The organism is Variovorax sp. OK605, assembly GCF_900115445.1.
Lineage (GTDB): Bacteria > Pseudomonadota > Gammaproteobacteria > Burkholderiales > Burkholderiaceae_C > Variovorax.
This window is the reverse complement of sequence record NZ_FOWL01000008.1, coordinates 375,831-398,877: the sequence shown is the minus strand read 5'-3', so window position 1 is coordinate 398,877 and position 23,047 is coordinate 375,831. Positions and strand designations below refer to the sequence as shown.

Genomic DNA, 23,047 nt, shown 5'->3' with positions numbered 1-23,047 from the left:
GAGAGAGCGGATAGAGCGCAGGCGCGGCGGCACAATGGATCGATGCACCGCATCACGTCCGCCACCGCCGCCGACCTGTTCGACATCGCCGCCACGCGCCGCATCGAGCAGGCCGCGGCAACCGCCCTGCCCGCCCACACGCTGATGCAGCGCGCGGGGCTTGCCGTGGCGCGCCTCGCCATGGCGATCGCACCGCATGCGCGAACGATCTGGGTGGCGTGCGGGCCGGGCAACAACGGGGGCGACGGCTTCGAGGCGGCGGCGCAATTGCGGCATCGCGGCTTCTTTCCGGTTGTCACGTTCGCGGGCGACGAAAGCCGGCTGCCGCCGGATGCCACGGCCTCGCTGCAGCGAGCGCGCGATGCGGGCGTCACTTTCGCAGCGGCGCCGCCGTCGAGCCATGACCTGGCCATCGATGCGCTGTTGGGCATCGGGTCGACACGGCCGCCCGAAGGCACGATGGCCGAGTGGCTGGCGCGGATGCACGCCAGTGCGCAGCCCGTGCTCAGCGTCGACGTGCCCTCGGGGCTGAACGCGGACACGGGCACCCTGCCCCACGGCGCCGATCACGCACAGACGTCGCCCCGCACCTGCATCACCTTTCTCACCTTGAAACCCGGCCTGTTCACGGCCCAGGGCCGCGATGCGGCGGGCGCGGTGTGGTTCGACGATCTCGGCTGCGGCGCATTCGCCAAGGAACACGCACCGACGGCACGCATCGCCGGCACGCCCGCCATGCAGCCGCGCACCCACGCCTCGCACAAGGGCAGCTACGGCGATGTCGCGGTGATCGGCGGCGCGTCGGGCATGGCCGGCGCCGCGCTTCTGGCCGGCTCGGCGGCACTGCATGCGGGCGCGGGACGCGTGTTCGTCGGGCTGCTGGACCCGAGCGCAGCACCGGTGGACGTTTCGCAACCGGAGTTGATGTTGCGAGACGCCCATGCGCTTGACCTCTCGGGCATGACGGCGGTGTGCGGTTGCGGTGGTGGAGAGGCCGTTCGCGACCTGCTGCCCAGCGTGCTGTCGACGGCGGCTGCACTGGTGCTCGACGCCGATGCGCTCAACGCCATCGCGGCCGATGCCGCGCTTCAAGCGCAGCTGGTGTCTCGAGGGAAAAGCGGCGCGCCGACAGTGCTCACGCCGCATCCGCTGGAGGCCGCACGCCTGCTGGGCTGCACGGCTGGCGAGGTGCAGGCCGACCGGCTGGCCGCCGCTCGCCAGTTGGCATCCCGGTTCGGCGCGGTGACGGTGCTCAAGGGGTCAGGCACCGTGATCGCCGGTACCGACAACCAGCCACCGGCCGTCAACCTGACCGGCAATGCCCGCCTGGCAAGCGCTGGCACTGGCGACGTGCTGGCCGGCATGGTCGGCGCGGCGCTGGCGATGCGCCGGCCGCCGTTCGAGGCGGCCTGCGAGGCCGTCTGGCAGCACGGCCACATCGCCGACACCTGGCCGCTCGATGCGGCCCCGCTCACGGCGGGCACGCTGGCCCGCCGCGCGCCCGTCTGACCAACCGACCGATCGACGGGTTTAGCCGCGACCGACGAAGGGCATCTTCGTCGCCATGATGGTGTGGAACAGCACGTTGGCTTCCAGCGGCAGGTTGGCCATGTAAAGCACCGACTGGCCGACGATCTTCACGTCGATGAGCGGCTCGATCGCCAGCTCGCCATTGGCCTGCGGCACACCCTTGGCCATGCGCGCGGCCAGTTCGGTCATGGCGTTGCCCACGTCCACCTGCCCCACCGCGATGTCGTACTTGCGCCCGTCGAGCGACGCCGTCTTGGTCAGGCCTTCGACCGCGTGCTTGGTGGACGTGTAGGCGGCCGAGTTCGGACGCGGCGCGGTGGCCGAGATCGAGCCGTTGTTGATGATGCGCCCGCCCATCGGCGTCTGCGCCTTCATCGTGCGGAACGCCTGCTGGATGCAGAAGAACATGCCCGTCAGGTTGATGTCGACCACGCCCTGCCACTGCTCCGGTGTCCAGTCCTCGAAGGGACCCGGCGGGTTGCCCACGCCGGCGTTGTTGAACAGCAGGTCGACGCGGCCGAAGCGATCGACCGCGGCCGCGAACAGCGCCTGCACCGAATCGGCCTTGGCCACATCGGTCGGCACGGCGAAGGCGCGCGCACCGGCGCCCGATTCTTCCGCCACCTGCTCCAGCGGCTCCAGGCGGCGGCCGGCCAGCACCACGTTCCAGCCGTCGCCCAGCAGCGCCAGCGCCGCGGCGCGGCCGATGCCGGAGCCCGCCCCGGTGACGATGGCGATGCGGCCCTTGTTGTCTTCAGCGCTCATGCGGTCTGTCTCTTTCTTTTGTCAGTTTGTCGATGGTTCATGCGGCAGGGCATCAGCGGCGCGGCTTGCGCCCCTTCATCTTGTTGGCGGCCTTCTTGACCGCCGACTTGAAGGCCTGCATCGCCGACTGCGGCCCGGCCGCAACCGAGGTGCCGCGCTCGGCGCGCGGCTGGTCGGCCGAGGCGTCGGCCTTGTGGCGCGAACCGCGCTTGGCCGATGCCTTGACCGGCACGCCCGATGATGCCGCGCCCTTGTCCTTCATCGCGCGCGACATCAGGTCTTCGCCCTCACGCACGAGGCGGAAGTCGATCTTGCGGCCGTCCAGGTCGACGCGACTCACCTGCACCCGCACGCGCGTGCCGATGGCATAGCGAATGCCGGTGCGCTCGCCGCGCAGCTCCTGGCGCATCTCGTCGAACTTGAAGTACTCGCCGCCGAGCTCGGTGATGTGCACCAGCCCTTCGACGTACATCGCGTCGAGCGTGACGAAGATGCCGAAGGTGGTGGCCGCGGTGACCACGCCGCCGTACTCCTCGCCGAGGTGCTCGCGCATGTACTTGCACTTGAGCCAGGCCTCGACGTCGCGGCTGGCTTCGTCGGCGCGGCGCTCGTTGGCGCTGCAATGCAGGCCCGCGGCTTCCCATGCCAGCACTTCCTTGCTGGGCGCGATGGTGGCTTTCTGCGGCTTGGCCGTCGGCGCCTTCACGCGCGACGCGAGCCGCTTGGCCAGCTTCGCATGCGCTTCGCCGGGCGTGGGCAGCATCGGCAACTGGTAGCGCGACTTGGTGAGGATCGCCTTGATCACGCGGTGCACCAGCAAGTCCGGATAGCGCCGGATCGGGCTGGTGAAATGCGTGTACGCCTCGTAGGCCAAGCCGAAGTGGCCGCTGTTGAACGGCGTGTAGATCGCCTGCTGCATCGAGCGCAGCAGCATGGTGTGGATCTGCTGCGCGTCGGGGCGCTCCTTGGTGGCCACTGCAATCGCCTGGAACTCGCCCGGCTTGGGGTCGTCCGTGATGCTCAGGCCCACGCCCATCGCCTTCAGGTAGCCGCGCAGGATTTCCTTCTTCTCGGCCGTCGGGCCTTCGTGCACGCGGAACAGGCCCGGGTGCTTGCCTTCGGCGATGAAGTCGGCGCTGCAGACGTTGGCCGCGAGCATCGCTTCTTCGATGAGACGGTGCGCCTCGTTGCGCGTGCGCGGCACGATCTTCTCGATGCGGCCGGCGTCGTCGCAGATGATCTGCGTCTCGGTGGTCTCGAAGTCGACCGCACCGCGTTTGCCGCGCTGCTTGAGCAGCGCCTTGTACACATCGGCAAGGTTCAGCAGGTCCTTCACGCGGTCCTTGCGCTTGGCCGCTTCGGGGCCGCGCGTGTTGCCGAGGATGGCGGCCACCTCGGTGTACGTGAAGCGCGCATGGCTGAACATCACGGCCGGATAGAACTGGTACGCGTAGATCTCGCCGTCGGCCGCGACCAGCATGTCGCACACCATGCACAGGCGTTCGACATCGGGGTTCAGCGAGCACAGGCCGTTCGACAGCTTCTCGGGCAGCATCGGGATGACGCGGCGCGGAAAGTAGACGCTGGTGGCGCGGTCGTAGGCGTCGATGTCGATCGGCGAACCGGTGCGCACATAGGCGCTGACGTCGGCGATGGCCACGAGCAGCCGCCAGCCCTTGCCACGGCCCACCTTCGCGGGCTCGCAATAGACGGCGTCGTCGAAGTCGCGCGCGTCTTCACCGTCGATGGTGACGAGCGGGATGTCGGTGAGGTCGACGCGCCCCTTCTTGTCGGCGGGACGGACCTTCTCGGGCAATGCCTTGGCCTCGGCCAGGCACTCCGCGGAGAACTCGTGCGGCACGCCGTACTTGCGCACGGCAATTTCGATTTCCATGCCGGGGTCGTCGATCTCGCCCAGCACTTCCTTCACGCGGCCCACGGGTTGGCCGAACAGCGCCGGCGGCTCGGTGAGCTGCACCACGACGACCTGCCCGACCTTCGCAGGACCGGTGGCGCCCTTGGGAATCAGAACGTCTTGTCCGTAGCGCTTGTCTTCGGGGGCAACGAGCCAGATACCGCCTTCATGCAGCAAGCGGCCGATGATCGGCTGCTCGGGACGCTCGACGATTTCCACCACGCGCCCTTCGGGGCGACCGCGGCGGTCCTGCCGCACGACACGCGCCTTGACGCGGTCCTTGTGCAGCACCGCGCGCATCTCGTTCGGGGGCAGGTAGATGTCTGCTTCACCGTCGTCGCGCTGCACAAAACCGTGCCCGTCGCGATGTCCTTGAACAGTGCCTTCGAATTCGTCCAACAAGCTGCTGGAAGTGACATTATTTTTGATATGATCTCCTTCTTTCCTGAAATTCAAAACATAACTGCTTCGGCAGTTCTGTGGGCCCAGATGGCGGAATTGGTAGACGCACTAGTTTCAGGTACTAGCGAGTAACATCGTGGAGGTTCGAGTCCTCTTCTGGGCACCAAGTTTAAACAGACCTTTACCAGGTCATCCGATTGAAGCCACCGGTCTCCGGTGGCTTTTTTCATGGCCGTTTGAATCTGCATCAAACGGGCAACGCGGGCGATGCCGCCGGCTTCGAAAACAAAAATGCGCGCGCAAGCGAACATCTCTGTCAGGAAGCCGCAGAAAATTGTGTATACTCGTAGTCTTTGCTGAAAAGCAAAACAACACAGCTGCTTCGGCAGGTGTGAAGCCCAGATGGCGGAATTGGTAGACGCACTAGTTTCAGGTACTAGCGAGTAACATCGTGGAGGTTCGAGTCCTCTTCTGGGCACCAAATACAAGCTGACCCCCGCCAGGTCATTCGAAACAAGCCACCGGTCTCCGGTGGCTTTTTTCTTGTCTGTACGAATCCGCATCAAACCGGCAGTGCGATCAGGTCGTGGCCTTCTGCGCCCACGATGCGCGCGCGCGTGAACTCACCGACCTTGAGCGTCTTGCTGATCTTCTCGGGCGGCAGCAGGCGAACCGTGCCGTCGATCTCCGGTGCATCGGCGTACGTGCGCCCCACCCCACCCTTGCGGCCCATGCCCGGCGCCGAATCGACCAGCACCTGCATCGTCGAGCCGATGCGCTTTTGCAGCTTGGCGATCGACACGGCTTCCGCCACTTCCATGAAACGGGCGCGACGCGCTTCACGCTCCGGCTCGGGCAGCATGCCGGGAATATCGTTGGCGGTCGCGCCTGCGACCGGGCTGTAGGCAAAGCAACCGGCACGGTCGATTTCGGCTTCGCGAATGAAGTCGAGCAGATGCTCGAATTCCTGCTCCGTCTCGCCGGGGAAACCGGCAATGAAGGTGCTGCGGATCACGAGCTCCGGGCACACCTCGCGCCAACGCGCCAGACGCTCCAGGTTCTTCTCGCCGCTGGCCGGACGCTTCATGCGCTTGAGCACGTCGGGGTGGCTGTGCTGCAGCGGCACGTCGAGGTACGGCAGCACCATGCCGCTGGCCATGAGCGGAATGATTTCGTCGACGCTCGGATACGGGTACACGTAGTGCAAACGAACCCACGCGCCGTAAGGCTCGGCGATTTCGCCCAGGGTGCGCACCAGCTCCAGCATGCGGGTCTTGACCGGCTTGCCGTCCCAGAACCCGGTGCGGTACTTCACGTCGACGCCATAGGCCGAGGTGTCCTGGCTGATCACCAGCAACTCCTTCACGCCGCCTTCGAACAAGGCCTTCGCCTCGCTCAACACGTCGCCGACCGGCCGCGACACCAAGTCGCCGCGCATCGACGGAATGATGCAGAAAGTGCAGCGGTGGTTGCAGCCTTCGCTGATCTTCAAGTACGCATAGTGGCGCGGCGTCAGCTTGAGGCCGGCAACGCCGAAGGTGTTCGGCACCAGGTCGATGAACGGGTCGTGCGGCTTGGGCAGGTTGGCGTGCACCGCATCCATCACCTCTTGCGTGGCGTGCGGGCCGGTCACGGCCAACACGCTCGGGTGCATCTGGCGCACCAGATTGCCACCTTGGTCGCCGGTCTTGGCGCCGAGGCAGCCAGTGACGATCACGCGGCCGTTTTCGGCCAGCGCTTCACCAATGGTGTCCAGGCTTTCCTTCACCGCATCGTCGATGAAGCCGCAGGTGTTGACGATCACCAGATCGGCACCTTCGAAAGTCTTGGAGGTCTGATAGCCCTCAGCGCTCAGCTGGGTCAGGATCAATTCGGAATCTGTCAGGGCCTTGGGGCAGCCCAGGCTCACGAATCCGACCTTGGGGGCGGTCGGCGTGGCCGTACGTTCGGGGGAGGCAACTTCGCTCATATGCCTCTATTGTCCCAGCTATCGGTGACGGCTGGGCATTCATTGGAGAACCTTCGCCTTCGGCCGAGGGTCAAGCGCACTCGGTCGATCTGGCGGCCGGACGGCCGAGGTGGAACTCAGGGACGCTTGATGCCAAAGGCGCCCAGCACCTGCTCGGTGTTTTTCTGCATCTGCTCCTGCATCTGCAGGAACACATTCTTCGATTGCTCGACGTAGTTGCCCATCAGCCCCTGCAGCATCGGCGACTGCATGCTCATGAAGCGCGACCACATTTCGGGCGTCAGGCCTTCGGCCTTGTCGGCCAGTTGGGCCTGCACTTCGGTCATGGCCTGGATGTTCTTCTCGAGATACGGGCCCATGTAGCCCTGCATCGCCTGCCCGTAGAAACGGATGATGTTGGACAGCACCTGCTCGGTGAACATCGGCGCGCCGCCCGCCTCTTCTTCAAGAATGATCTGCAGCAGAATGCTGCGGGTGAGATCGTCGCCGGACTTGGCGTCACGCACCACGAACTGCGCACTCTGGATGACCAGCTGCTTCACCTCGGTCAGCGTGATGTACGTGGATGTCTCGGTGTCGTAGAGCCTTCGGTTGGGGTACTTCTTGATCACACGCTGTACCGGTTTGACCCCGGACTTCTTGCTCTGCACTGCGGACTCCTTCACATGGACGCCCATGTCATCGGATGATTCTAGGGAGCGGTTTTGCTGCGCCGCGACAAGGTTTACCCTGACCGCACGACGCTCGTGCACGTTCAGTCCGACGATGTGGCGTATTCCGCCCCGCACGAATGGCAGGACGCGGTCTCTGGAAGCTCTTCGGAAGCCTCGCGAAAACGCAGCGGATTTTTTTGTCCGTAGACCACCCAGCAACGTGGGCAGTGCTCCTGGCCCGGCGTGGGCAGGTAGGCGCGGGCGCGCTGTTCGGCACGCTCTTCGGTCAAAGGCATGCCCTGGCGTTGCTGCGCGCGCGCCACTTCGCGTGCCGCCATGGTTTCCGTGCGGCCGCCTGCGTGGTCGTTGATGCCGTAGACGGCACGTGCAAACTCGAGAGGAGCCTGCTTCAACAGCAAGGCCTGACGCTTGTCGGCATGAGCCCGATCAACCAGCGTTGATCGCGTATTCATCTGATCGCTTATCAAGAAATTGGGAAATGGTTTGCAGTGCGGCCAAGTTAGCACAACAAGATGGCCATGGTCTTTTTCTGCATCACCACAAGTGGACGATGAATGCACCGGGGAACCCGGTGCATGCTTTGTTCAACTGATCCGGTGGTTGGCCGGGATTGAACAAAAATTGGTAGGCGCGATTGGACTCGAACCAACGACCCCCACCATGTCAAGGTGGTGCTCTAACCAGCTGAGCTACGCGCCTAAGGATGTGTCCGAGAAGCACTTATTGTAGCAGCAGAAATCACGCTTTTCAGCGACGACGTGCAGATCGCACACCAATAACTGCAGTGACCAGTCCGAGCACCTGCGTAAGCCGCGCGGCATCGGCGATTTCCACGGTGAAGGTCATCCACGCCGTGCCCTTGATCGATTGCGTCTGCACGCCGATCACATTCATCTTCTCGCGTGCGAACACGTCGGAGATATCGCGCAGCAGCCCTTGCCTGTCGGCCGCCTCGACGGACACGTCCACCGCATACACCGGCGCCTCTGCGCCCTTCTTCGCGGCACCCCACTCCACATCGATGACGCGCTCGCCATCCTTCGCGGCCATCGTGCGGAAGTTGCTGCAATCGCTGCGGTGCACGCTGACACCATGACCTCGCGTGACGAAACCGCGAATGGCGTCGGGCGGCGCAGGCTTGCAGCACTTGGCAAGTTGCGTCATCAATGAAGACACGCCCACCACCAGCACACCGCCCTTGCCCGACTTCTCGCTGCCGCGCGCCTTCTTGATGAGCACGCCGTCGTCGGGACCCGGTGCGGGTTCCGGCGGACGCAGCAACGTCTCGATGTTGCGCAACGAGAACTCGTCCTTGCCGACCACTTCGAAGAGGTTGTCCGCCGACTTGAAGCCCAGCTGCGACGCGAGATCTTCGAGCCGCACCGACGTCTTGCCTTCGCGCTGCAGCAGCTTCTCGACCGCTTCGCGTCCACGCGCCACGGTCTCGTGCGTGATCTGTGCGTTGAACCACGCACGCACCTTCGCACGTGCACGGTGGCTCGCCAGGTAGCCCAGCTCCGCATTGAGCCAATCGCGCGAAGGTCCGCCTTCCTTGGCCGCAATGATCTCGACCGTCTGCCCGTTCGACAGCGGTGTGTTCAGCGGCACCATCGCGCCATCGACACGCGCACCGCGGCAGCGATGGCCGAGCGTGGTGTGCACGGTGTACGCGAAGTCGACCGGCGTCGCGCCCTGCGGCAGTTCGACGATGGCCGCATCCGGCGTCAGCACATAGATGCGGTCGTCGAACAGGCCCTGCCCCTGCAGACCGCCCGAAAGATCCCGCTCCCACGCCAGCAGCTGGCGCAGCACCGCGATCTTCGCGTCGTATTCACCGCTCGCCCACACGCCCGCGTAGCCCTTGTGGCCCGCTTCCTTGTAGGCCCAGTGGGCCGCCACGCCATGCTCGGCGTGGTCGTGCATTTCTTCCGTGCGAATCTGGATCTCGATCGGCTTGCCCGGCTTGCCGTCGACCAGCTCGCGCACCACCGTGTGCAGCGACTGGTAGCCGTTGGGCTTCGGCCGCGCGATGTAGTCGTCGAACTCCTCGTCGATCGGCTGGAAGTGCGAGTGCACCCATGCCAGCGCCGCGTAGCAATCCTTGACGTCGGGCACCACCACGCGCAGCGCGAGGATGTCGAAGACCTGCGCGAAGTCGAGCGACTTGCCGCGCATCTTCTTCACGATGCTGTAGATGTTCTTCGGGCGACCCTGCACCGTGGCCTTCACGCCTTCGGCCTGCAGTTCGCGTTCGAGCTGCGAGCGCAGTTGCTCGATGTGGCCTTCGCGTTCGATGCGCTTCTCGTCGAGCAGCCGCGCGATCAGCTTGTAGGTTTCGGGCTCGAGAAAGCGGAACGAAAGATCCTCGATCTCCCACTTCACCTGCCAGATGCCCAGCCGGTTGGCCAGCGGCGCAAACACCTGCAGCGATTCGCGCGCCACGCTCTCGGGCGTCGGCTGCTTGCTCGCGGCCGCATGGCGCAAGGTCTGCAGCCGCGAGGCCAGCCGCAGCATCACCACGCGCAGGTCGCGCGAGAACGCGAGCAGCATCTTGCGCACGTTCTCGGTCTGCGCGCCGGCGCCCTCGGCATGGTGCCCCTGCGACGCGGAGCGCGCCTGCTCCTGCACGCGCACCAGCTTGGTCGTCTCCACCGCGAGCGCCGCGAAATTGTCGCCGAACACCTTGGCGATGACTTCCTGCGGGCGGTTCAGGTGCTGGCAGGCATAGACCAGGTAGCTCGCGGCCTGCATGGCCTCGGAGCCGCCCATCTTCGCGACGATGGCGGCCACCGCGTCGGCATGCGCGAGCGTGTTCTCGCCCGTGTCGAGCGTCTCATCGGCAATCAGCGGCTCAGCGAACGCGCGGGCGCGCGCCAGCATGTTCTCCATCACCGGCGTGCGGTCGGCCGTGGCGGCGGACAACGGGTAGTCGACCATGACCGCGTCGGACACGGGCGCCGTCTGGAGGCTCGAGGAATCGCGCTTCACGCTGCACTCTCTCGATCAGTCGAACAGGAAGTCGGTGACGGCGGCGATCTGCGCGGGGTCGACGAAAGTCGGCGCATGGCCCACGCCGTCGAACTCGACCAGTTGGGCCCGCGGGCCGCGCTGCATCATGGCCAGCGCCGTGTCGCGCGACAGCAGATCGGAGACCGCACCGCGCGTGAGCAGCGTGCGCGCCTCGATGGCGTCGTACAGGCTCCACATGATCGCGCCGCCCTGGGCCGCCGCCTCGGGCGTGATGGCGCGCAGCGCCACGCCGATGGCGGGGTCGTAATGAAGCACCCAGGCACCATCGCTTTCAACGTCCGCGTCTACCTTGGCCGAGCCGTCGGCCGTGCGTTGCGACGCCGGCACCACCATGTGCTGCGACAGCGCCAGCCACTGCTGCTGCGTGTGCGGACCGAAGGTGGTCGACAGTACCCACATCGCATCGGAAGCGGCCTGCACGCTCGCAAACTGGCCGGCCTGCCCCACGTACGCGCCGATGCGCTGCACCGCGGCCGGCTCGATGGTCGGGCCGACGTCGTTGGCCACGAAGCGGCGAATGGGCCGTGCCAGCGGCAGTTCCTTGTGGCCCGCGAGCACGAAGCCGATCAGCCCGCCCATGCTGGTGCCGACGTAGTCGAGCGCGTCGATGGGTTGTTCGCGGTGCAGCTGCGCCACCAGCGCCAGCATGTCGGCCGCGTACACGGGCACCTGATAGAAGGCCGGGTCGCGCAGCCAGTCGCTGCGCCCGCGGCCCACCACGTCGGGGCAGACCACGCGCACCGCGCCGCCGGCGCGTGCCACGATGGCCTGGGCCAGCGCGTCGAAGTCGCGTCCCTGCCGGGTCAGCCCGTGCACGCAGACCACGACGTGCGCGCTGCGTGCGTCGCCCCATTGCCAATAGGCCATGCGATGGCCACCCTGGGCGTCGTCGCACGCCACGTAATGAAGCGTCGGTTCGGTCATGAAAACGAAGTCGTTCTGGTGCGGATAATTGTCTCGTCGCATCCTAATTCATCCGGAGATTGATCTACATGCTCAAAGGCAAAACCGCGCTTGTCACGGGGTCCACCAGCGGCATTGGCCTCGCCATCGCCAAGGCTCTCGCCCAACAGGGCGCAAACATCGTGCTCAACGGTTTCGGCGATTCCGAAACACCCAAGGCCCAGATCGAGGCACTCGGCGTGCGCGCCGAGTACCACGGCGCCGACATGAGCAAACCCGACCAGATCGAGGACATGATGAAGTTCGCCGCGTCCAGGTTCGGCCGCGTCGACATCCTCGTGAACAACGCCGGCATCCAGCATGTCGCCAAGGTCGAGGATTTCCCCACCGAACGCTGGGACGCCATCATCGCGATCAACCTCACCAGCGCGTTCCACACCACGCGCCTGGCGATCCCGGCGATGCGCGAAGCCAACTGGGGCCGCATCGTCAACATCGCGTCGGCCCACGGGCTCGTGGCGTCGGCGCAGAAGTCGGCCTACGTGGCGGCCAAGCATGGCATCGTCGGGCTGACCAAGTCGGTCGCGCTCGAAACCGCGACCTCGGGCGTCACCGCCAACGCGATCTGCCCCGGCTGGGTGCTCACGCCGCTGGTGCAGAAGCAGATCGACGACCGGGCGGCGCGCGAAGGCATCACCGCCGCGCAGGCCCAGAACGACCTGCTGGGTGAAAAACAGCCTTCGCTGCAGTTCACCACCGTCGAGCAACTGGGCGGCCTGGCGGTGTTCCTGTGCTCGCCGGCAGCCGACCAGGTGCGCGGCGTGGCCTGGGCCATGGACGGCGGCTGGACCGCCCAGTGACACCCTGATCAGAATGCCCACTAGGAGGTAGCCCGAAGGTAGGCCCTCCTTCTATATAGGGAGGGACCGGCGCGCCCGATACGCCTGGACGCATCGGGCGCGCCTTCTTACTTGAGCTGCACCGAGCCCGAGACGTTCACGACCACGCTGGTCTTGCCGGCTTCGACCGGCACGGCCGAATCGGACGAGAACGACTTGGCCTGCGCCGCCATCATGCGCGGGCGGATCGGGCCGGAGTCGTTCGCGTTCACCGACACCTCGCGCAGCGTGTAGCCGCCGAAGCCGAAGCCCTTGGCCAGCTCGGTGGCCTTCTGCTTGAAGTTCTCGATGGCGATGTTCTGCGCCTCGGTCTCGGTCTTGGCGCGCTGTTCGCGGCTCAGGCCGAAGCCGACGCTGCCCACGGTGAGCGTGGTGACGCGGCCGGCCGCCTGGGTGATGCGCGGAAAGTCGCGCCCTTCGAGCACCAGCTCGGTGGAGCCTTGCCAGCCGTTGATCTTGCCGTCCTTGGTGTAGCGCGGCGACAGGCTGAAATTGCCGGTACGCACGTCGAGCTGGCCCGGCTGGGCGGTCTTCTTCGCCTCGGCCAATGCGGCGTCGAGCGCGGTCTTCAGCTGGGTCTGCACGGTGGCCGCGTCGGTGGCGTCCCGCGTGGTCGAGAGCGTCATGCTCAGCAGGTCCTGCTGGACCTCGACCGTGCCGGCGGCCATGAGCTGCAGCACGTTCTGCGGCGCCGGCGTGGCGACGGTCTGTGCCAGCGCGGTGCCGGCCACGGTCAGGGCGGCCACGGCCGCGAACAGTTTGATTTTTTTCAAGTTGATGTACTCCCCAGGTTTGGTATGAAAGACGAGCCTGCCCGCCCGACAGTCCGCAACGGCGGGCCATGCGGGCCAGCTTGGCTCGGCCGGCCCTGCCTGCTCGGTTGCCCGCGAGGCCTCAGCGGCGCTGGCTGCGCGGCGCCGTGAGCGGGTCGCGCGCGGGCGGCGGTGCCGGCACGATGCGCTCGGCCGGCTGCGATTCTGCCGAATTCATCAGAGGCCCCGCGCCCGGCGGGGTCCATTGGCCGCGCACCTGCTGGCGCAGTTCGAACAGCTCGGCGGCGGTGAGCCGGCGGCCGGCGGCGGCCTCTTCGCGCTGCACTTCCTCGCGCTGCGCGGCCCTGTGGGCCGCCACCGCATCCCGGACTTCGTTGCGGCGCACTTCGCCCACCCTGAGGAAATCACCGGAGACCGCCAGCGCGGAACCGCTGGCGAAAACGAGAAGGCATGTGAGGGCTGAAAAACGTAGTCTCATTGAGCGGAAGTCATAACGCAGAGGGAACTTTGCCACCTCCAGGCTAACGTCGGATGACCAGACCGCGAGCGTCCGCAAGTTTTGTAACTTAGTGTCAAACCATAAGTAAATCCGGCTCAACGAAGCCTTAACGCCTTCAGAATCGGCCCTGTTACAAATTCATCGTTGTAGAAATGACTCAAGTTCCCGCTCGCACCGACAAGATCGTGATCGTCGACGACGACGCCCGCATCCGCGACCTGCTGCGCCGCTATCTGACGCAGGAAGGATTCGAAGTGATCGTGGCCGAGGACGGCAAGGCGCTCAACCGCATCCTGTTGCGCGACACGGTCGACCTGATCGTGCTCGACCTGATGATGCCCGGCGAAGACGGCCTCTCGGTCTGCCGCCGCCTGCGCGCCGCCAACGACCGCACCCCGATCATCATGCTCACCGCCAAGGGCGAGGACGTCGACCGCATCGTCGGCCTCGAAGTCGGCGCCGACGACTACCTGGGCAAGCCCTTCAACCCGCGCGAGCTGCTGGCTCGCGTGCACGCGGTGCTGCGGCGCCGTCCGCCGCTCGAAGCGCCGGGCGCCCCCTCCACCGAGAACGAGACCGTCACCTTCGGTCCGTTCGCGTTCGATCTCGGCTCGCGCACCTTGAAAAAGGATGGCGAAGAACTCTCGCTGACCACCGGCGAGTTCGCGATGCTGAAGGCGCTGGTGCGCCATCCGCGTCAACCGCTGTCGCGCGAAAAGCTGGCCCAGCTGGCGCGCGGGCGCGAGTTCGAGCCCTTCGACCGCAGCCTGGACGTGCAGATCTCGCGCCTGCGCAAGCTGGTCGAGTCCGACGCCGCTGCGCCGCGCTACATCCAGACCGTCTGGGGCGTGGGCTATGTGTTCGTGCCGGACGGCACGGCCTGACGCGCCGCTGAGAGGTGGCCATCGGCCAATACGCCAGGCCCGGCTCCGCCCAGGAGGACGGTGCGCAGGTCACCATGCCGAGCCCGCTCGAAGCGAGCGCGCAACGTGACCGTCGCCCCGGCCTCAAGCTGGGCTTCAGCCTTTTCTGGCGCACATTCTTTCTGCTGGCGCTGCTGCTCATCGGCTGCACGGTCGCGTGGCTGCAGACCTTCCGCTCGCTCGAGTACGAGCCGCGCGCCATTCAAACCGCCCACCAGATCGCCTCGCTCGTGAATCTCACGCGCGCGGCGCTGGTGTATTCGGACGCCATCACGCGGGTCTCGCTCATCAAGACGCTGGCCGACCAGGAAGGCGTGCGCATCCTGCCGCGCGAGCCCAACGACCGCTTCGAGCCCTACACCAGCGGCGCGCTCGACCAGCGCGTCACCGAGGAGCTCATCGACCAGCTCGGCGAGGGCACCACGGTGGCCAGCCGCGTGAACGACGAGGCGGGCCTGTGGATCGGCTTCACCATCGAGAGCGACACCTACTGGCTGCTGCTCGACCCCACGCGTTTCAGCCGCGTGGGCGGGCGCACCTGGCTGGTGTGGCTCAGCACCGCCATGGCGCTGTCGCTGGCCGGCGCGGCGCTGATCACGCGGCTCATCAACCTGCCGCTCAAGCAGCTGTCGCGCGCGACCATGCAGGTGCGCGAAGGCGAGTACGAGGCGCACCGGCTCGACGAGCGCGCCCGCACCAACGAGATCCGCGCCGTCAACATCGGCTTCAACCGCATGGCCGACCAGCTCGCCAAGATCGAGCAGGACCGCGCCATCATGCTGGCCGGCATCTCGCACGACCTGCGCACGCCGCTGGCGCGCCTGCGGCTGGAAACCGAGATGAGCGTGGCCGACGAAGACGCGCGCGACCACATGGCCGCCGACATCGCGCAGCTCGACGCGATCATCGACAAGTTCCTGGACTACGCGCGGCCCGACCATGTCGATCCGCGGCCGGTGCTGCTGCGCGACGTGGTCGACGCCTGCACCTACGCCGTGCAGGACTACGAGGAGATGAACATCAAGGTCGAGGTGCCACCCGACCTGCGCGTGCTGGGCGACGAGGTCGAGCTCACGCGCGTGATCTCCAACCTGGTCGAGAACGCGCGGCGCTACGGCAAGACGCCTTCCACCGGCGTGGCCGACGTCACGATCCAGGCGCAGGCCAACAACGACGCGGTGCTGATCAAGGTGCGCGACCACGGCGCGGGCGTCGAGCCGGGCCTGCTCTCGCAGCTGACCAAGCCCTTCTTCCGCGGCGATACGGCGCGCACCTCGGCGGCCGGCGCCGGGCTGGGCCTGTCGATCGTGGCGAAGAACATCGAGCGCATGGGCGGCACCTTCGCGCTGACCAGCACGCCGGGCCGCGGCCTGGCGGCGCACATCCGCATGCCGCGCGCCATGCCGGCGCCCAAGCCGGGCGAACTGCCGGCGGGCAGGAAGCCGGCCTGAGCCCTCGCCCTTAGCCGAGGGCTTCGACCGGTATCAGCGGTGCAGGAGAACGGCCGCGCGAGCTTCCATCGCGCGGCCCTCGCCCACCGGGCCGAGCTTCTCGGCCGTCTTGGCCTTCACGTTGACCTGCTCGAGCGCCACGCCCAGCGTGTCGGCAATGCGCTGGCACATCAGCGGAATGTGCGGCGCCAGCTTCGGTGCCTGCGCGATCACGGTGCTGTCGACATTGCCGATTTCCCAGCCCGCCGCGCGCACACGGCGCGCCGCCTCGGCCAGCAGCACCGCCGAATCGGCACCGCGAAACTGCGGATCGGTGTCCGGAAAATGCCGGCCGATGTCGCCCAGCCCCGCGCCGCCCAGCAGCGCGTCGGTGATGGCGTGCAGCAGCACGTCGGCGTCCGAATGGCCCAGCAGGCCCGTGGTGTGCGGCACCTCGATGCCACCCAGGATCAGCTTGCGTCCGGCCACCAGCTGGTGAACGTCCCAGCCCTCGCCCACGCGGATGTTGAACGGCGCCGTCATGCCATGTCCTTCTTGCGGGCCTGCAGCAGCGCCTCGGCCAGCGCGAAGTCTTCGGGGAAGGTCACCTTGAAGTTCTGCGCGCTGCCCGGCACCAGCAGCGGCGACAGACCCACGGCCTCGATGGCGCTGGCCTCGTCGGTCACGGCGTCGCCCGCGCGCTCCAGCGCGTCGAGCAGCATGCCGATGCGGAACATCTGCGGCGTCTGCGCCAGCCACTTGTCGGCACGCGACAGCGTCTGGGCCACGCGGCTCTCGGCGGTCGATACCTTGAGCGTGTCGGCCAGGCGGTGCGCCAGCAGCCCGCCCACGGCGTCGTGCTCGCAGGCGGAAATCAGCGCCTCGATCTGGCTCGAAGTGACCAGGCAGCGCGCGGCGTCGTGCACCAGCACCCAGTCGTGCGCGCCGGCGCCCTTCTGGCGCAGCGCGGCAAGGCCGTTGCGCACCGTGGCCGCGCGGGTCACGCCGCCCACGCGCAGCAGGTACTCGTCCTGCGCGGGAAAGCGCGGCAGCACGGCGTCCACGTCGCGGTCGTCGGGCGACACCACCAGCGCCAGCCCGGCAAACCGGCCCGCCAGCGCGCGGAAGGCCTCCAGCGTGTGAGCCACCATCGGCGCGCCGGCCAGGCGCCGGTACTGCTTGGGGAGGGTGGACTGCGCATGGCCCGCGCGATGGCCGGAGCCGGCGCACGGAATCAGCACGAAGAGACGGGAAGTGGACATGGGCCCGACGTCGGCGTCGGCCGACAAGCGAATAAAGGGCCGCCATTCTAGAATCGACCGCTACGCACACCCCTCGCCAGCCGGCGCGGGGTGTTGTGCATTTCCAGTAAGCGTTCCATGGACCTCCCCCACCTCACGGCGGGCAAGCGTTTCACGCTGCCGCGTCCCCCGTTGTCGGCCGATGCACTGCTGCTGGCGCAGCTGGCCATGCGCGAGAAGGCCGCGGGCCGCGCCACCGCCATGTTCACCGCCGACGCCAACGACGCGCAGCGGCTGATCGACGAAATTGCCTTCTTCGCGCCCGAGCTGCGCTGCGCCCTGTTCCCCGACTGGGAAACGCTGCCGTACGACAGCTTCTCCCCGCACCAGGACCTGATCAGCGAGCGCCTGGCCACGCTCTGGCGCATCAGCCAGAAAGAGGCCGACGTGGTGCTGGTGCCCGCCACCACCGCGCTCTACCGGCTGGCGCCACCGGCGTTCCTGGCCGGCTACACCTTCCAGTTCAAGGCCAAGCAGAAGCTGGAGGAATCCCGGCTCAAGGCCCAGCTCACGCTGGCCGGCTACAGCCACGTGACGCAGGTGGTGAGCCCCGGCGAATACGCGGTGCGCGGCGGCCTGATCGACCTGTTCCCCATGGGCTCGCTGGTGCCGTTTCGCGTCGACCTGTTCGACGACGAGATCGACTCCATCCGCACCTTCGACCCCGACACCCAGCGCAGCCTGTACCCCGTGCCCGAGGTGCGCCTGCTGCCGGGCCGCGAATTCCCGATGGACGACGACGCGCGCGGGCGTTTTCGCAGCCGCTGGCGCGAACTGCTCGAAGGCGACCCGACCAAGAGCCGCATCTACAAGGACATGGGCAACGGCGTGGCCACCGCCGGCATCGAGTACTACCTGCCGCTGTTCTTCGACGAGACGGCCACGGTGTTCGACTACCTGGGCCCCGACGCCACGGTGGTGCTGCACGGCGACCTCGAACCCGCGTTCCAGCATTTCTGGCAGGACACCAACGAGCGCTACCGCCTGGTGCAGGGCGACCCCGAGCGCCCCGCCCTGCCGCCCGAGGCGCTGTTCCTGAACGCCGAGCAGTTCTACCAGCGCGCCAAGCCGCACCCGCAGCTCGCCATTCGCGGCGGTGCGGGCGGCGGTGCGGGCGGCGGTGCGGGCGGCGGTGCGGGTGGCGAGGTGCCCACCGAGGCGCCCTACGCCGAGTTCGACAAGCTGCCACCCTTCGCGGTGGTGCGCGGCGCCGAAGACCCGCTGGTCGGCCTGAAGGCGCACATCCGCGCCACGCCGCACCGCGTGCTGCTGATCGCGGAGAGCGACGGCCGCCGCGAAAGCCTGCTCGACTTCCTGCGCGCCAGTGGCGTGAGCCCGCCGGCCTTCGATTCGCTGGCCGAGTTCGAAGCCGCCGCCGACGAGAAGATCGGCATCGCCACCGCCGCGCTGGCCTCGGGCTTCGCCTGGCGCGAACAGGGCATCGACCTCGTCACCGAGACCGAGCTGTTCGCCACCGCGCCCACCACGCGCCGGCGCAACAAGAAGCAAGAGCAGGTCAGCGACGTCGAGGCGCTCATCAAGGACCTGTCGGAGCTCAACGTGGGCGACCCGGTGGTCCACACCGCGCACGGCATCGGCCGCTATCGCGGCCTGACCCACATGGACCTGGGCCAGGGCACCGACGCCGAAGGCAAGCCCCTGCTGCAGGAAATGCTGCACCTGGAATACGCCGACAAGGCCACGCTGTACGTGCCGGTGTCGCAACTGCACCAGATCAGCCGCTACACCGGCGTCAGCGCCGACGAGGCGCCGCTGCACAAGCTGGGCTCCGGCCAGTGGGAAAAGGCCAAGCGCAAGGCCGCCGAACAGGTGCGCGACTCGGCCGCCGAGCTGCTCAACATCTATGCCCGGCGCGCCGCGCGCGAAGGCCACGCCTTTCGCTACTCGCCGGCCGACTACGAGGTGTTCGCCAACGACTTCGGCTTCCAGGAAACCGCCGACCAGAAGGCCGCGATCCACGCCGTGGTGCAGGACATGATCTCGCCCCAGCCGATGGACCGCCTGGTGTGCGGCGACGTGGGCTTCGGCAAGACCGAGGTCGCGCTGCGCGCCGCGTTCATCGCCGTCACCGGCGGCAAGCAGGTGGCGTTCCTCGCGCCCACCACGCTGCTGGCCGAGCAGCATTACCAGACGCTGATCGACCGCTTCGCCAAGTGGCCGGTGAAGGTGGCCGAGATGAGCCGCTTCCGATCCGCCAAGGAAATCACCGCCGCCGCCAAGGGCCTGGCCGAGGGCCAGGTCGACATCGTGGTCGGCACGCACAAGCTGCTGTCGCAGTCGGTCAAGTTCAAGAACCTGGGCCTGCTCATCATCGACGAGGAGCATCGTTTCGGCGTGCGCCACAAGGAAGCGATGAAGGCCATGCGCGCCGAGGTCGACGTGCTGACGCTCACCGCCACGCCCATTCCGCGCACGCTGGGCATGGCCCTGGAAGGCCTGCGCGACCTGAGCGTGATCGCCACCGCGCCGCAGCGGCGCCTGGCCATCAAGACCTTCGTGCGCAACGAAGGCACCGGCGTGATCCGCGAAGCCGTGCTGCGCGAGCTCAAGCGCGGCGGGCAGGTGTACTTCCTGCACAACGAGGTCGAGACCATCGAGAACCGCCGCCAGAAGCTCGAAGAGATATTGCCCGAGGCCCGCATCGCCGTGGCCCACGGCCAGATGCCCGAGCGCGAGCTGGAGCGCGTCATGCGCGACTTCGTGGCGCAGCGCTACAACATGCTGCTGTGCTCGACCATCATCGAGACCGGCATCGACGTGCCCACGGCCAACACCATCGTCATGAGCCGCGCCGACAAGTTCGGCCTGGCGCAGCTGCACCAGCTGCGCGGCCGCGTCGGGCGTTCGCACCACCAGGCCTACGCCTACCTCATGGTGCCCGACACCGAGGGCCTGACCAAGCATGCGGCGCAACGGCTCGACGCCATCCAGCAGATGGAAGAGCTGGGCTCCGGCTTCTACCTGGCCATGCACGACCTGGAGATTCGCGGCACCGGCGAGGTGCTGGGCGAGAACCAGAGCGGCAACATGATGGAGATCGGCTTCCAGCTCTACAACGAGATGCTCAGCGAGGCCGTGCGCTCGCTCAAGGCCGGGCAGGAGCCCGACCTGCTGGCGCCGCTGTCGGTCACCACCGAGATCAACCTGCACGCCCCCGCCCTGCTGCCCGACGACTACTGCGGCGACGTGCACCTGCGCCTGTCGTTCTACAAGAAGCTGGCCACCGCGAAGACGCCCGACCAGATCGACACGCTGCTGGAAGAAATCGTCGACCGCTTCGGCAAGCTGCCGCCGCAGGCGCAGACGCTGATCGACACGCACCGCCTGCGCGTGCTGGCGCGGCCGTACGGCGTGGTCAAGGTCGATGCCGCGCCCGGCATCATCAACATCACCTTCAAGAAGGACGCGCCGGTCGACGGCATGGCCATCATCCAGCTGGTGCAGAAGAATAAGCACATCAAGCTCGCAGGCAACGAGAAGCTTCGCATCGAACGCGAACTCAAGGAGCCGAAGGAGCGTGCCCAGATGGTGCGCGACGTCTTGCGCAGCCTCGGACAACCCCTCGTCAAGGAAACCTCTCCCGCATGAGCGCCACAGAAATTTCGCCCGGTCTCGTCCTGCAGCGCGTGAAGCCGCCGCTGAAGCTCGCCGATTTCAAGCTGATCGCGTTCGACATGGACTCCACGCTCATCAACATCGAATGCATCGACGAGATCGCCGATGCCGTCGGCAAGAAGGCCGAGGTGGCGGCCATCACCGAGGCCACGATGCGCGGCGAGATCAAGGACTTCAAGGAAAGCCTGCGCCGCCGCGTGGCGCTGCTGCAGGGCGTGCCCGTGCAGGCCCTGCAGCAGGTGTACGACGAGCGGCTGAAGCTCAACCCCGGCGCGGCCGAGCTGGTCGCGGCCTGCAAGGCGGCCGGCCTCAAGGTGCTGCTGGTGTCGGGCGGCTTCACCTTCTTCGCGAACCGCGTGAAGGAGCGCCTGGGGATCGACTTCGCGCGCTCCAACCTGCTCGACGAGGCCGGCGGCAAGCTCACCGGCCAGGTGGTCACGCAGAGCTGGGGCGACATCTGCGACGGCGCCGAAAAGCGCCGCACGCTGCTCGAGGTGGCCTCGCTCATGGGCATCTCGCCGCAGGAAACCATTGCCGTGGGCGACGGCGCCAACGACCTGCCGATGATGGGCGAAGCCGGCCTCTCGGTGGCCTATCACGCCAAGCCGAAGGTGCGCGAACAGGCCATGGTGGCCATCAACGAAGGCGGCCTCGACCGCGTACTGGAAATCCTGAAATGACCGACGCCGCCCCCCTGTACCGCGCCGACGCGCTCGTCGCCTACGCCGACGCCCTGCTCCGGAAGGCCGGCCTCGCCGCGCCCAAGGCGGCCGCGGTCGCGCGCACGCTGGTCGAGGGCGACCTGCTGGGCCACGACACGCACGGCCTCGCGCTGCTGGCGGGCTATGTGAAGGAACTCGAATCGGGCGGCATGGCGCGCGACGGCGCGCCAGAGGTGCTGTCGGACCGCCCCGCCGCCGTGCTGTGGGACGGCAGGCGCCTGCCCGGCCCCTGGCTCATGGAACAGGGCATGGACCTGCTGGTGCCGCGTGCGCGCGAGCTGGGCACGGCCTCGCTGGTCATTCGCCGCAGCCACCACATCGCCTGCCTCGCGGTCTACATGCTGCGCGCGCTGCAGGAAGACATGCTGATGCTGCTGGCCTGTTCCGACCCCAACGCGGCCAGCGTCGCGCCCTTCGGCGGCACGCAGGCGGTGTTCACGCCCAACCCGCTGGCCATGGGTTTCCCGCTGTCGCAGGGCGGCGTGATGGTCGACATCTCGGCCTCCATCACCACCAACGGCATGAGCAACCGCAAGCGCGCGGCCGGCGAGACCTTCGCCGAGGAGTGGCTCATCGACGCCGCCGGCAAGCCGTCGAACAACCCGCAGGTGCTGTTCGACCAGCCGCCCGGCACGCTGCTGCCGGTGGGCGGCCTGAGCCACGGGCACAAGGGCTACGGCATGGCGCTGCTGGTGGAGACCCTCACCGCGGGCCTGGCCGGCCACGGCCGGGCCGATCCGCCCGAGGGCTGGGGCGCGACCGTGCACATCACGCTGCACGACCTGAACGCCTTCGGCGGCAAGGAAGCCTTTTTGCGCCAGATGGACCACGTGGCGGCGCAGTGCCGCGGCAACGTGCCCATCGACCCGGCGAAGCCTGTGCGGCTGCCGGGCGAAGGCGGGTTGAAACGTCGGGAAGGGCAATCGGCGAACGGGGTGCGGCTGCACCCGTCGATTGCGCGCTCGCTGCAGGACGCCGAGCAGCGGCATGGCCTGCGGCTGGCGCAGGCGCTGGTCTGACGAAGGATCAGTCTTCTTCGGATTCGCCGGATGCATCGGATGCACCGGCGGTGTGGCGGGGGGCCTCGCCCTCCGGACGCGGCTGGCGCTTGCCGGGCTTGGCCAGCAGCTCGACATAGAACTGCTGGCCGCCCTCCTTGACCACACCGTCGATCAGGCCGGTGATGGCCGAGAGGTGCACCGCTTCGGCGGTTTCTTCGGCGGCGCCGAACTTGCAATCGAAGTCCCAGAAGTCCGCGCCTTCGGGCAATTCGCGGCGGCGTTCGCGCTTGATGTACTTGCGGATCTCGTGCTTGATGGCTTCGAGGAGACGGTCGGGGTGCTTGCCCTCGACTTGAAGCTGAAAGGTTTTTCTCATGGGTGATCCTAACCCGCTGTGTACAGTCGGCGCATTCAACGGATAACAGGTGACGACATGGCGCGCGCAAACGACTGGGCAGGCAAGGTGATGGCATTGGTGAACGGAGGCAACGCCCCTGCCGCCATCGCGCAGATCAAGGTCGCGCCCTCGGTCAAGGACCTGAAGGCGCTGCAGACCATCATGACGCTCTCCAAGATGAAAGGCCGCTATCCGAACGTGGATGCGGCCATTTCAGACAACCTGGACCTGCTTGCAGCGCCCAGGCTGCACCGGTCCCCCTGATACCGACAGCTGCA

General features: G+C 67.2%; 20 protein-coding genes and 3 tRNA genes. 10 read left to right on the top strand and 13 right to left on the bottom strand.

The features are described from left to right. The first annotated feature begins 42 nt into the window (after positions 1-42). On the top strand, positions 43-1,509 hold the full coding sequence (locus tag BM013_RS22675; protein ID WP_093129886.1) for an NAD(P)H-hydrate dehydratase: 1,467 nt from the start codon (positions 43-45) through the stop codon (positions 1,507-1,509). Between the two features lie 21 nt (positions 1,510-1,530). Here the strand turns inward: BM013_RS22675 and BM013_RS22670 are convergent, their stop codons facing one another. Together BM013_RS22670 and rnr are read right to left on the bottom strand one after the other, a co-directional pair. After that, a complete protein-coding gene (locus BM013_RS22670) occupies positions 1,531-2,295 on the bottom strand; it encodes an SDR family oxidoreductase (RefSeq protein ID WP_093129885.1) in 765 nt (254 codons plus the stop codon). A gap of 52 nt (positions 2,296-2,347) precedes the next feature. Beyond that, positions 2,348-4,612: a ribonuclease R gene (gene rnr / locus BM013_RS22665; RefSeq protein ID WP_371270080.1), complete on the bottom strand. Its 2,265-nt coding sequence runs from the start codon at positions 4,610-4,612 to the stop codon at positions 2,348-2,350. An 81-nt stretch (positions 4,613-4,693) separates the two neighbouring features. Between rnr and BM013_RS22660 the strand changes: the two genes are divergently transcribed. After that, positions 4,694-4,778 (top strand) — tRNA-Leu (locus tag BM013_RS22660). A gap of 230 nt (positions 4,779-5,008) precedes the next feature. Continuing rightward, positions 5,009-5,093, top strand: a tRNA-Leu gene (locus tag BM013_RS22655). An 81-nt stretch (positions 5,094-5,174) separates the two neighbouring features. On the opposite strand, the gene rimO is transcribed toward BM013_RS22655, so the two are convergent. The 6 genes from rimO to BM013_RS22625 form a co-directional block, all read right to left on the bottom strand. Beyond that, positions 5,175-6,581 (bottom strand): 30S ribosomal protein S12 methylthiotransferase RimO, encoded by a 1,407-nt coding sequence (gene rimO / locus BM013_RS22650; protein ID WP_093129884.1) that lies wholly within the window; start codon positions 6,579-6,581, stop codon positions 5,175-5,177. Between the two features lie 116 nt (positions 6,582-6,697). Next, entirely contained in the window at positions 6,698-7,258 is a 561-nt protein-coding gene (phaR, locus tag BM013_RS22645) for a polyhydroxyalkanoate synthesis repressor PhaR (protein ID WP_093129883.1), read from the bottom strand. 77 nt (positions 7,259-7,335) lie between these two features. Beyond that, complete coding sequence (locus tag BM013_RS22640) at positions 7,336-7,707, bottom strand: hypothetical protein (protein WP_093129882.1); 372 nt, start codon at positions 7,705-7,707, stop codon at positions 7,336-7,338. A 170-nt stretch (positions 7,708-7,877) separates the two neighbouring features. Further along, a tRNA-Val gene (locus tag BM013_RS22635) sits at positions 7,878-7,954 on the bottom strand. Between the two features lie 48 nt (positions 7,955-8,002). Further along, the gene (locus tag BM013_RS22630; protein WP_256219974.1) at positions 8,003-10,192 is read right to left on the bottom strand and encodes a RelA/SpoT family protein; all 2,190 of its coding nucleotides are present in this window, start codon (positions 10,190-10,192) and stop codon (positions 8,003-8,005) included. Positions 10,193-10,258: 66 nt separating this feature from the next. Next, a complete protein-coding gene (locus BM013_RS22625; RefSeq protein ID WP_371280623.1) occupies positions 10,259-11,209 on the bottom strand; it encodes an alpha/beta fold hydrolase in 951 nt (316 codons plus the stop codon). A gap of 68 nt (positions 11,210-11,277) precedes the next feature. Here BM013_RS22625 and BM013_RS22620 point away from each other — a divergent pair, with 68 nt between their 5' ends. Beyond that, entirely contained in the window at positions 11,278-12,048 is a 771-nt protein-coding gene (locus BM013_RS22620; RefSeq protein ID WP_093129966.1) for a 3-hydroxybutyrate dehydrogenase, read from the top strand. 107 nt (positions 12,049-12,155) lie between these two features. Here the strand turns inward: BM013_RS22620 and BM013_RS22615 are convergent, their stop codons facing one another. After that, entirely contained in the window at positions 12,156-12,860 is a 705-nt protein-coding gene (locus BM013_RS22615) for an SIMPL domain-containing protein (protein WP_093129879.1), read from the bottom strand. Between the two features lie 121 nt (positions 12,861-12,981). Continuing rightward, on the bottom strand, positions 12,982-13,416 hold the full coding sequence (locus tag BM013_RS22610; protein WP_256219966.1) for a hypothetical protein: 435 nt from the start codon (positions 13,414-13,416) through the stop codon (positions 12,982-12,984). 95 nt (positions 13,417-13,511) lie between these two features. Between BM013_RS22610 and ompR the strand changes: the two genes are divergently transcribed. Both ompR and BM013_RS22600 read left to right on the top strand, forming a co-directional pair. Next, positions 13,512-14,243 (top strand): osmolarity response regulator transcription factor OmpR, encoded by a 732-nt coding sequence (gene ompR / locus BM013_RS22605; protein WP_007837017.1) that lies wholly within the window; start codon positions 13,512-13,514, stop codon positions 14,241-14,243. Between the two features lie 74 nt (positions 14,244-14,317). Next, positions 14,318-15,733, top strand: coding sequence for a sensor histidine kinase (locus tag BM013_RS22600; RefSeq protein ID WP_093129965.1), 1,416 nt, complete (start codon positions 14,318-14,320; stop codon positions 15,731-15,733). Between the two features lie 33 nt (positions 15,734-15,766). On the opposite strand, the gene ispF is transcribed toward BM013_RS22600, so the two are convergent. Continuing rightward, positions 15,767-16,255, bottom strand: coding sequence for a 2-C-methyl-D-erythritol 2,4-cyclodiphosphate synthase (ispF, locus tag BM013_RS22595; protein WP_093129877.1), 489 nt, complete (start codon positions 16,253-16,255; stop codon positions 15,767-15,769). Continuing rightward, a complete protein-coding gene (gene ispD / locus BM013_RS22590; protein WP_093129964.1) occupies positions 16,252-16,974 on the bottom strand; it encodes a 2-C-methyl-D-erythritol 4-phosphate cytidylyltransferase in 723 nt (240 codons plus the stop codon). Before ispD ends, ispF begins: the two co-directional genes overlap by 4 nt. 117 nt (positions 16,975-17,091) lie before the next feature. On the opposite strand from ispD, the gene mfd reads away from it, so the two are divergent. Genes mfd through BM013_RS22575 form a run of 3 tightly spaced genes read left to right on the top strand, consistent with a single transcriptional unit; the run spans position 17,092 to position 22,390 of the window. After that, positions 17,092-20,622 carry a transcription-repair coupling factor gene (gene mfd / locus BM013_RS22585; RefSeq protein ID WP_093129876.1) on the top strand — a complete coding sequence of 1,177 codons (3,531 nt, stop codon included), beginning with the start codon at positions 17,092-17,094 and terminating at the stop codon, positions 20,620-20,622. After that, a complete protein-coding gene (serB, locus tag BM013_RS22580; protein WP_093129875.1) occupies positions 20,619-21,329 on the top strand; it encodes a phosphoserine phosphatase SerB in 711 nt (236 codons plus the stop codon). Before mfd ends, serB begins: the two co-directional genes overlap by 4 nt. Beyond that, positions 21,326-22,390 (top strand): Ldh family oxidoreductase, encoded by a 1,065-nt coding sequence (locus BM013_RS22575; protein WP_093129874.1) that lies wholly within the window; start codon positions 21,326-21,328, stop codon positions 22,388-22,390. Before serB ends, BM013_RS22575 begins: the two co-directional genes overlap by 4 nt. A 7-nt stretch (positions 22,391-22,397) precedes the next feature. On the opposite strand, the gene BM013_RS22570 is transcribed toward BM013_RS22575, so the two are convergent. Beyond that, entirely contained in the window at positions 22,398-22,748 is a 351-nt protein-coding gene (locus BM013_RS22570; RefSeq protein ID WP_093129873.1) for a DUF6172 family protein, read from the bottom strand. A 57-nt stretch (positions 22,749-22,805) separates the two neighbouring features. Here BM013_RS22570 and BM013_RS22565 point away from each other — a divergent pair, with 57 nt between their 5' ends. Next, positions 22,806-23,033: a hypothetical protein gene (locus tag BM013_RS22565; RefSeq protein ID WP_093129872.1), complete on the top strand. Its 228-nt coding sequence runs from the start codon at positions 22,806-22,808 to the stop codon at positions 23,031-23,033. Positions 23,034-23,047 lie beyond the last annotated feature (14 nt).